Below are 10,089 nucleotides of genomic sequence, written 5' to 3' on the forward strand. Positions count from 1 at the left end.
TGGCACCTCTACCGTAACCACCTATATTGAGTCCGCATCAGGACTCTTAGAAGGGGGACGCACTGGCTTGACTGCCGTTGTTACTGCCATTTTATTTGCCTTATCCATAGTTTTCATTCCCTTTCTATCTGCCATTCCCAGCTTCGCCACAGCACCAGCCTTAGTCATGGTTGGAGTGTTGATGATCCCAAGTGTTAGAAAAATCCATTGGGACGATCCAGCCGAGTCAATTCCCTCATTTCTCACCATCTTGATCATGCCTTTAAGTTATTCGATTGCTGATGGCTTAGCTGTCGGTTTAATAACCTTTCCTCTGTTGAAAGCTTTTCAGGGTAAAGTTCACGAAACGACTATTACCATGTGGATTTTAGCAACAGTATTTATCTTAAAGTTTGCCTTAGTAGGAGCTTGACAATCTCTTTTTATATACCATTTTCATTTGACAAGCCATGCCCGATTCCCGATTCCCGATTCCCGATTCCCTACTCCCGATTCCCGATTCCCTACTCCCGATTCCCGATTCCCTACTCCCTACTCCCTACTCCCTGTTCCCTTTGCTATTTAGAGAGTGTCAAACAAATCAGGACGGCGTTCTTTGGTTCTCTGAATTTGCTGCTCTTTACGCCAACGGTCAATTTCCCCATGATGTCCTGATAACAGAACCTCTGGAACCTTCCATCCCCGAAACTCAGCAGGTCTGGTGTACTGAGGATAGTCCAGTAACCCGGCTTCAAAGCTTTCTAATTTAAGGGATTCGGCTTTGCCTACTGTTCCTGGTAGCAACCGGGTGACACCATTAATCATGGCTAGGGCTGGGATTTCTCCACAGGTTAAGACAAAATCCCCCAGTGATACCTCTCGGGTGACTAAATGTAATACCCGCTCATCCACACCTTCGTAGTGTCCACAAATTATCACCAGCTGATCATAACCTGTGGCCAATTCTTTGAACAATTGCTGTTTCATCGGTTGCCCCTGGGGAGTCATTAAGATGACATCACGCTGGGGTAAAATGGGTAAAGACTCTACAGCCGCAAAAATCGGCTCTGGTTTCATCAACATTCCCACCCCACCACCGTAGGGTTCATCATCAACTCGTCGATGCTTGTCAGTAGCAAAGTCTCGGGGGTTGATCAGATGCACTTCGGCTATTTGTTTGAGGAGTGCCTTACCAAGTAGCCCTGAACTCAGGGGAGAGGTGAAGAAATCCGGAAACAGAGTGATAATGTCAAATCGCACAAGGAGTTAAGGGAGGGTAGGGGTCTGGAGCTAAAAATCCTGTGGGAAGAGGCTAAGATACATAATCAGTGATTATGCATAAATGGTAAGGCTATAATGCGTGAATATCATTAAAAAATCACGGATTCAACGGAAAAATTGCTATAATGTGGCATTTTAACTAAAAAGCACTACTCAAAAGTATTCAACTCACCTCATGCCCATTACTAATATAATGCAGCAGTTAGAATCTCAATTGCAAAGAATGAGGATGCCTAAGTCCACTCAACCAGCTATTTTGGTAATCGGCGGCGCTGAAGATAAAGTTCACGGACGAGAGATCCTGCAAACTTTTTTTCGGCGTGCTGGAGGAACTAATGCTCGCCTTGCCATTATCCCTTCAGCCTCCAGAGAACCAACCGTGATTGGCAGTCGCTATCAACGCATCTTTGAAGACATGGGAGCCGAGGAAATTCGGTTGCTAGATATACGCGATCGCTATCAAGCAGAAAACCAAGACTTACTAGAGTACTTGGAAATCTGTACCGGGGTATTCATGACTGGAGGTGACCAACTACGCTTGTGCGGGCTACTAGCCGATACCCCCTTAATGGAAAAAGTTCGGCAGCGGGTTCATCAGAGCGAGATTACCATAGCTGGGACAAGTGCTGGGGCTGCAGTTATGGGTCATCACATGATTGCTGGTGGTGGTAGTGGTGAGTTTCCTAATCGTTCTTTGGTGGATATAACCATGGGCTTAGGAATCATTCCAGAGGTGATTGTCGATCAACATTTCTACCATCGGAATCGTATGGCACGCCTGATCAGTGCTATTTCGGAACATCCGGAGCGATTGGCCATCGGAATCGATGAAGATACCTGTGCTTTGTTTGAAAAAAATGGTTGGTTAGAAGTGATGGGTAAAGGCACTGTCACAATTATTGATCCCAAGGAAATGTCTTACACCAACCAGCCTAAGATTGGTCATAACGACCCGATCAGTATCCACAATCTGCGAGTGCATGTTCTGTGTCATGGCGATCGCTACCACTTTCACAAGCGTTCCTTATTCACAGCAGAAAGCTAAACCTTCCGTCTTGGAGAACAAGCACAATACCAGCCCACGCTTTTGAGTATGGCTTTACCTGCCCTGTGCCAAGGGATGCAGCGCCTTAATCAGGGGTTTTCCTCATGACTGTAGTTGGGGGAACTCATCTGAGGACTTGCTGGGTGCAATGGATAATTATGGATAATTTTGAAAAAACTGTTCACAGAGAACAGTTTTTTATCTGTCCAAGGTTAATGATTAATAGATTATCCCAAATCTAATCACCAGCCTACCGGATCCCCTGATTCCCGGATTGGAGCTAGACTTTTCAAGCGTGCCAATCGTCTCATAATGTGCCAAAGTAGGCGATAAAGGCGAATTTTATTTGATGAATTGCGTCTTTAGGCTTCCTTGCACATTCAGCGAGCATCACCACCGAAGTTTCAGTTGATATGAGAATTCTGAGAATCCAGACTTTACGTGGCCCTAATTATTGGAGTATTGGACATCACAAACTTATTGTCATGCGTCTCGATTTAGAGGAATTGGCAAATACCCCCTCCAACGAGATTCCTGGCTTCTATAAGGGACTAAAGACTGTCCTACCCAGTCTGGAAGAGCATTTCTGTTCCCCTGGTGTCCGGGGGGGATTCCTTGCTCGGGTTGCCAGAGGCACCATGATGGGGCACATCATTGAACACGTTGCCCTAGAACTACAAGATCTGGCTGGCATGAGGGTTGGATTTGGTCGCACTAGGGAAACAGCGACACCAGGAGTCTACCAGGTCATATTTGAGTACATTGATGAGCAGGTGGGTCGTTATGCCGCTAGGGCAGCTGTGCGGCTGTGTCGTAGCATCATTGATAAGCAAACCTATCCCCAAAGTGAATTAGAACAAGACCTGAAAGATTTACAAGAACTGGCTAATAATTCAGCTTTAGGACCAAGCACTCAATCCCTGGTTAAGGAAGCCGAAGCCAGAGAAATTCCCTGGATGCAGCTGAGCGCGAGAGCGATGATTCAACTGGGCTACGGTGTCCACCAAAAGCGGATTCAAGCCACATTGAGTGATTATTCAGGGATTTTAGGGGTTGAGTTGGCTTGTGATAAAGAAGGTACCAAACAAATCCTGAGGGATGCTGGTGTACCGGTTCCCCGGGGGACAACGATTCGATTCCTAGATGAGTTGGAAGGGGCAATTGAGTATGTAGGTGGCTACCCGATTGTGATTAAACCCCTGAATGGGAATCATGGACGAGGCATTACCCTCGATATTAATAGCTGGGAAGAGGCGCAGACTGCCTATAAGACCGCCAAAGAAGTCTCCCGCTCTGTGATTGTGGAGCGCTATTATAAAGGTTTTGACCACCGGATTCTTGTGGTCAATGGCAAGGTAGTAGCGGTAGCAGAGCGTATCCCTGCCCATGTGGTGGGGAATGGTAGGTCTACGATTGAGGAACTGATTGAGCAAACTAACCTTGATCCCCATCGCGGTGAGGGACACGACAATCTCTTGACTAAAATTGTGTTAGACGCTACCAGTGACAGTGTATTGAAGAAGCAAGGGTACAGATTGGACAGTATACCCAGAAAGGGGGAAGTTTGTTACTTGCGGGAAACTGCCAATCTCAGCACTGGGGGTATTGCTGTAGACCACACCGATAACATCCATCCAGAAACTATCTGGCTGGCACAGCGGGTTGCCAAAATTATTGGTCTGGATATTGCTGGAATTGATATTGTCACCTCCGATATCACTAAGCCTTTACGGGAAGCTGATGGGGTGGTGGTTGAGGTGAATGCTGCCCCTGGCTTTAGGATGCATGTTTGTCCTAGTCAAGGTCAGCCCCGGAATGTGGCAGCACCAGTCCTAGATATGCTCTTCCCAAATGGCCAACCTAACCGTATTCCCATCATCGCGATTACAGGTACCAATGGGAAAACCACGACAACCCGCTTAATTGCCCATATCTATCGCCAAACTGGAAAGGTTGTGGGCTATACCACCACAGATGGCATCTACATTGATGAATATATGGTGGAAAAAGGTGATACCACTGGACCCCAAAGTGCTCAGGTAATTCTCAGAGACCCTACAGTTGAGGTGGCAGTCCTCGAAACTGCCCGGGGTGGGATCCTGCGTTCTGGCTTGGCCTTTGACAAATGTGATATTGGGGTGGTTTTAAATGTCTCCGCTGACCACTTGGGAATTGGAGACATCGACACCATTGAACAGATGGCCAAGGTGAAGAGTGTTGTGGCGGAAGTGGTGAGTCCGAAGGGCTATGCTATCCTCAATGCTGATGACCCCCTAGTCAGAGCTATGGCAGAAAAGGTAAAGGGTCAAGTGGCTTATTTCTCGATGAACTCAGAGAATGAGTTGGTCAAAAATCACACTAGTGGTGGTGGTCTGGCGGCGGTTTACGAAAATGGTTATTTATCTATCATCAAAGGGGATTGGACCCTGCGGATTGAGCAGGCAGTTAATGTGCCAGTGACAATTGGGGGACGGGCACCTTTTATGATTGCTAATGCTCTAGCTGCGAGTCTCGCTGCCTTTGCTCAAGGAGTCTCGATTGAGGCCATTCGAAAGGCATTGACCACATTTCGGGCTTCTGTAGACCAGACACCCGGACGAATGAATTTGTTCAATCTTGGCAGTTATCATGCTCTAGTGGATTATGCCCACAATGCAGCTAGTTACGAGGCATTGGGTAGTTTTGTGCGCAACTGGCCGGGAGAGCGCTTTGGGGTTGTGGGTGGTCCTGGGGATCGCCGGGATGAAGACTTTATTGAATTAGGACGACTCTCAGCAAAAATCTTTGACAGGATTATTATCAAAGAAGATGATGACTTAAGAGGACGTCCCAGTGGTGATGCAGCTGAGTTAATTCGTAAGGGCATACGAGAGGAAAATCGCGAGTCCAACTATGAGATTATCCTCAACGAAACAGAGGCAATTGATAGGGGTTTGGATAAAGTGGCTGATGGTGGTTTAGTGGTGATTCTGCCAGAAAGTGTCAGTCGTGCGATCAAACTCATTGAGGCTCGTCATCCCTTGCCGGATAATGGCCTTAAGGCAACCAGTGCTGACACCGAAGATGAGTTGAAGCCATCGGTGGTCAATTAAGTTGCGGTTGGTATTGGTTGAATGGTATTGGTTGAATGTTTAAAGTTGAAGGTTAAAGGTTGAAGGTTAAAGGTTGAAGGTTATTGGCCTTGCCTTAGGGTAGGTTGAAGGATGACGGTTGTTTGCGATCGCATTGAGGTGCTGGGCTACAGAAGATTGAGTGAAGGTGATCCCTAGATGGGATTAGCCCAAAGTATAAAACGCGATGTTCCTTCAGAACATCGCGTTTTATACAGCCATGGGATCGAACCTTGATGTGGGTGGTATGACTTCTTTAACAGCAAATGGCTACTAGTGGTTAATTTGTGTTCTCTACCATTTCTAGTGGAGATGTCAATATATTATAGCGTTTCTCAATTGGGTCAGGTACTTCGTCCTAGGTTTCACAGAGTAGTGAGTAGGGAGTAACCCATGGAAAAATTGAATGTACCTCATAACTATGAGAAACGCTATAGATTACATCCATTGTGCAAAAATGGATAAAATATGCATATTTTATCTCATCTTTATCAAAGCTTTATATAGTTAAAGGTTTAGTGAGTTTTCCGTGAAATTTATAAATTTTCTCTGAGTTAGATATAAAATTTGATTGGATATAAGTAAGCCATCAATACCAAAAGTTTATAAAACTCCTAACTAATTACTTAAATCCAGCTTCAAACTATCTGTCTTCGATAGGTCAGTTCATGGTTCTCGCGTGAGTCTTGGGGTCTAGATGGGCTAATTAATTGACTTGATATGCTTGATTTTTAGATGAACTGACCGGTTAATGAATAAACCAATAACCAATAAAATTACGATTTACTAGCTTTGACTAATAAGGTTTTTACTCGCTACTAACAGAGGCATTTTTGTGATTTTTTTTGGAATCTGTAACTGTCAACATATTGAAAGTTTACTGCATAACTTTTGGTGTTTGGCCTGATCAGTCTATAGATACTTCCTGCATCAGCTATCAGCACTTAGCATTCAGGGAATTTACTAATTGCTTAATGCCTACCACTAGGGTAGTCATGGCAGTTAGTAATCGGTTGCTCAGAAATACACAAGTTCTACTTAATTCAAACGTTAGAGGCAATAGCAATGACTTCGTTACAATATACTAATGACGGTTTAGACTACGACGAGCAACTTGACTCTAGATTATATTTAGTAGCTCCTCGTGATGACGATTATTCAGAATTTCTTGGTTATGATACTCTGACCGGATGGCGTAATGATAATGTTTTAGTACGAGTAGACTCTGATTACCTCAATGCTGGACCAAGAGACTATAAACCTTTAACTCTTGACGGTGACTACGAACTTTTTGTTGAGGGTAACAGTTCGGAAACACTTAGCAATGTTTTGCCAGAAGACATAGAGGATGTTGTTGATGTTCAAGTTAATACCTTAGATCCAGCCACAGAGCAAGAAAATGGATTATCAAATTTAGCATCAGCAGCAGAGTCAACTTCTGAAGAATTAGAATTGTTAGGACAAGAGGATACAAACACCACTCTAACCGTAGAGGATCAGCAAATTGGAATACAGCTATCAGCAGGAACTAATCCAAATCCTTCATTAAATGGAGTTTTCGGTGATGATGACAGAACTAGGGTAACAAATACGACCAGCAATCCTTGGACTAAAGTAGGTTTGATCACAGCTAGGTTTGGGGATGAGTGGTTTGGTTCATCTGGGGTGATGATTGGTCCTCACCATTTTCTAACCTCAGCTCATGGTATCTTCAACAGCACTCGTTCTGACTCTGCAGGAAATGGTGGCTATGCAGACGAAATATCCATATATCTCGGTCAAGATGGTCAAGAAAAATATTATGGTCAAGTGGGTGTAACCTCTTTTCATACGGTGAACGGTTATACAGCAGATAATGATGGTGATGGAATTATTGCTGATGCTGACGATGATGAAAATCACTGGAATTATGATTGGGCGGTCTTAACCCTCGATCGCAATATTGGTAATTACACTGGTTGGATGGGATGGCAATGGAATTCGGATCTTAGTTGGTATAACGACTTAAATGTCAATATAACTGGGTATCCTAAAAACACAATCAACAGTGAGGGAATTGTTGAAAATAATTGGCAAGGTAGTTTTGCAGGAATAGATCATTCTGCGGAAATGTATACAATTTCTGGTAATATTAATTCCGCTGATAACTATCAGATTGAACACCATCTTGATGCTACTGGAGGTAATAGTGGTGGTCCAGTATGGCGTTCTGAGGGTAGCTCAGAATATGTTATTGGTCTGACAAGAGCCGGGTTTTCTGATCGGAATGAAGCTATTCGCTTACAGAAATACATGACCGATTTGATAGAGGATTGGAAGACAAACGATCCTAATCCAGTAGATAAACCTGATCTTGTGGATTATGATCAATGGTTTGGTACTGACTTTGACTACCTTTCATCTAACTCGATTAAACCAGGAGATAACTTAACTACACGTTTTGTAACTCGTAACAACGGTACAGCAGCATCAGGAAACTTCAACGTCAATTTCTATGCATCTACAGACAATGATGTGACTAACTCCAGCGGTTCCCACTGGTTACTTGGTAGCGATACAATAAGTTCCTTAGATCCTTTCAATTGGGATTACGCAACATGGAGTGGTTCTTTTCCGAACCTCAACCCTGGTTCCTACTACATCATTGGGTTTATTGATCCTAGTAACTCTATTAATGAGTTTGATGACAGCGCTGCTAGCAATCAAGTGGTATTTGACTCAATACTTCAAGTTCAATCTTTGTTTTAGTAAGCATTCAGCTAATGCGCTACGCGCACGCTACGCGAACAGCTATCAGCTAATGGGTAGGTCCCAGCCTCGTTCGCACAGCGTGGCCAAACGCGCCCCGCGTGGCCTTTTGGCCAAGGCCAAAGCCTGTGCCACAAAGCTGACCGCTGACTGCTGACCACTGACCGCTGACTACTTAAATATCAGCTTTTCAAGGCAGCCAATCTTGATCTAATAATTGTTCGAGAGCATAGGGACAGTCTTCAGGAAATTGAATCATCATAGCGGTTTTTTTTCTGACATATTTTAAGGCTTTTTTATAAACTTTGGCTTGATTTTCTTGTAAATGATTGCGGAGATTTTTAGTTAAATACTCGTCCAGTTGGGTTCTAAAGCTCATAATTTCCGCTTGCCAATGGTTCGCGTTATAGTCATATTGCTCTTGCCAATATTTCAGGAGTAATAAATGTCGGATAATTTGTTCTAAAAAACTTTCAACTGTTAATTTATCTCGACGAATCAATCCTTCTAATTCCTCAATTAAATGCTCTATGTCGAGATTTCCTAGTCGTTTTTCTTTTAGGAGTTTCAGAGTTTCTAATAACCATTTTTCATTATCAACATCATACAGAGAATATAGATCACTTGTTTTAGTCATTGCTTTACTCTATAGCGGTTTTCAAGCTAGTAAGGAGTTTTTGGGTTTTAGGGAACAGGGAACAGGGAACAGGGAGCAGGGAGCAGGGAGCAGGGAGCAGGGAGCAGGGAGCAGGGAGCAGTAAAGTCAAAAGAGGGAAGAAGTAAAAAAATATTTGTACCTCATTAGGCTAAAAACAGCTATACTTATTTTGTTACCTTCCATTAGCGTCTTTAGATTGTCCAATTAGAGGATATCTGAAAAGTTTTTTGATACTGAATTTTGCCCCCCTAGCCCCCCAACTTTGGGGGAAGAGTCAATTTGCTTCTAAAAGTCCCCCGACCGAGGGATTGCTCGCTCGGGGGACCAACGGGGGCTTGGATGTAGCAAATGAGACTTCTCAGACAACCTCTTAGATTATCGATGTAGCTATCCCAAGACATTTTCTTTAGTTTCCTTGAAAATTTTACTTCTTAGGAAATTATACAATATTTTCACTTCCCATCCTGGGAGGGGTTAGGGGTGGGTTACTATTATGAATACACTGCTCCCTGCTCCCTGCTCCCGATTCCCGATTCCCGATTCCCGATTCCCGATTCCCGATTCCCGATTCCCGATTCCATTTAACTTTCATACATTTCTAACGGCAATCCATCTGGGTCTTGAAAAAACGTAAATCGCTTCCCAGTATGCTCATCAATTCTAATCCTTTCTACATCCACACCCTTGGATTTGAGATAATTCACCGACGCTTGAATATCATCTACTTGAAATGCTAAATGTCTCAATCCGCAAGCTTCGGGACGACTAACTCGTTCAGGGGGATTAGGAAACGAAAATAACTCAATCCTATCCCCATCACCCACTTGTAAATCCAATTTATAAGACTTTCTCGCAGCTCGGAAGGTTTCTTCAATAATCGAAAACCCTAAAATATCCACATAAAACTGTTTCGATTTTTCATAATCTGAGCAAATAATCGCTACATGGTGAAATCCTTTAGTCTTCATAAAACTAATCTTAAATTAAGTAATAGATAAATAATTTTAAATCAACAAAGCTCATCCCCCATAGTATGGAACCAGATTCAACCAACTTTTGAGGATTTTGCTAGACTGGCAGATATAAAACCCATCATCAAAAGGATATATATCCAAAGGATAAGGAAATTATCTATGCCCCCAACCCTACTTCTATCCAAAGAACTACCTACTCTGGAATACCAATCCACATCCTCCAGCTTTCATCAAAGCTTGAGGATGTGGATTGGTATTCCAGAGTAGGTAGTTCTTTGGATAGAAGTAGGGTTA

At 43.5% G+C, this 10,089-nt stretch carries 9 protein-coding genes; 5 read left to right on the plus strand and 4 right to left on the minus strand.

Annotation, left to right across the window (positions count from 1 at the left end; translation table 11 throughout):
* The coding region (locus F6J94_RS23520) for a solute carrier family 23 protein (RefSeq protein WP_293044632.1) at nucleotides 1-412 on the plus strand (412 nt) is incomplete at its 5' end.
* Between the two features lie 27 nt (nucleotides 413-439).
* A complete protein-coding gene (locus tag F6J94_RS23525) occupies nucleotides 440-565 on the plus strand; it encodes a hypothetical protein (RefSeq protein WP_293022830.1) in 126 nt (41 codons plus the stop codon).
* Here F6J94_RS23525 and trmD read toward each other — a convergent pair.
* Nucleotides 562-1,239, minus strand: coding sequence for a tRNA (guanosine(37)-N1)-methyltransferase TrmD (gene trmD / locus F6J94_RS23530; RefSeq protein ID WP_293044634.1), 678 nt, complete (start codon nucleotides 1,237-1,239; stop codon nucleotides 562-564). The two genes, F6J94_RS23525 and trmD, sit on opposite strands and share 4 nt — an antisense overlap.
* Nucleotides 1,240-1,453: 214 nt before the next feature.
* Between trmD and F6J94_RS23535 the strand changes: the two genes are divergently transcribed.
* The 3 genes from F6J94_RS23535 to F6J94_RS23545 all read left to right on the plus strand — a co-directional run bounded on the left by F6J94_RS23535 (nucleotide 1,454) and on the right by F6J94_RS23545 (nucleotide 8,163).
* Nucleotides 1,454-2,305, plus strand: a complete 852-nt coding sequence (locus tag F6J94_RS23535; RefSeq protein WP_367142260.1) for a cyanophycinase — start codon at nucleotides 1,454-1,456, stop codon at nucleotides 2,303-2,305.
* 413 nt (nucleotides 2,306-2,718) lie between these two features.
* Nucleotides 2,719-5,397, plus strand: coding sequence for a cyanophycin synthetase (cphA, locus tag F6J94_RS23540; protein ID WP_293044638.1), 2,679 nt, complete (start codon nucleotides 2,719-2,721; stop codon nucleotides 5,395-5,397).
* Between the two features lie 1,083 nt (nucleotides 5,398-6,480).
* Nucleotides 6,481-8,163 carry a CARDB domain-containing protein gene (locus F6J94_RS23545; protein WP_293044640.1) on the plus strand — a complete coding sequence of 561 codons (1,683 nt, stop codon included), beginning with the start codon at nucleotides 6,481-6,483 and terminating at the stop codon, nucleotides 8,161-8,163.
* Between the two features lie 190 nt (nucleotides 8,164-8,353).
* On the opposite strand, the gene F6J94_RS23550 is transcribed toward F6J94_RS23545, so the two are convergent.
* The 3 genes from F6J94_RS23550 to F6J94_RS23560 form a co-directional block, all read right to left on the minus strand.
* Nucleotides 8,354-8,800 carry a DUF29 domain-containing protein gene (locus F6J94_RS23550; protein ID WP_293044642.1) on the minus strand — a complete coding sequence of 149 codons (447 nt, stop codon included), beginning with the start codon at nucleotides 8,798-8,800 and terminating at the stop codon, nucleotides 8,354-8,356.
* Nucleotides 8,801-8,804: 4 nt separating this feature from the next.
* Complete coding sequence (locus F6J94_RS23555) at nucleotides 8,805-8,930, minus strand: hypothetical protein (RefSeq protein ID WP_293044644.1); 126 nt, start codon at nucleotides 8,928-8,930, stop codon at nucleotides 8,805-8,807.
* A gap of 472 nt (nucleotides 8,931-9,402) precedes the next feature.
* Nucleotides 9,403-9,789 carry a VOC family protein gene (locus tag F6J94_RS23560; protein WP_293044646.1) on the minus strand — a complete coding sequence of 129 codons (387 nt, stop codon included), beginning with the start codon at nucleotides 9,787-9,789 and terminating at the stop codon, nucleotides 9,403-9,405.
* Between the last annotated feature and the right edge of the window lie 300 nt (nucleotides 9,790-10,089).

It is taken from the genome of Moorena sp. SIO1F2 (assembly GCF_010672755.1).
Classification (GTDB): domain Bacteria; phylum Cyanobacteriota; class Cyanobacteriia; order Cyanobacteriales; family Coleofasciculaceae; genus Moorena.

Bases quoted from the DNA above. Each gene is read 5' to 3' on its own strand.
- F6J94_RS23535 (WP_367142260.1), top strand. From the start codon at position 1,454: ATGCAGCAGTTAGAATCTCAATTGCAAAGAATGAGGATGCCTAAGTCC.
- F6J94_RS23550 (WP_293044642.1), bottom strand. From the start codon at position 8,800: ATGACTAAAACAAGTGATCTATATTCTCTGTATGATGTTGATAATGAA.
- cphA (WP_293044638.1), top strand. From the start codon at position 2,719: ATGAGAATTCTGAGAATCCAGACTTTACGTGGCCCTAATTATTGGAGT.
- F6J94_RS23560 (WP_293044646.1), bottom strand. From the start codon at position 9,789: ATGAAGACTAAAGGATTTCACCATGTAGCGATTATTTGCTCAGATTAT.
- F6J94_RS23545 (WP_293044640.1), top strand. From the start codon at position 6,481: ATGACTTCGTTACAATATACTAATGACGGTTTAGACTACGACGAGCAA.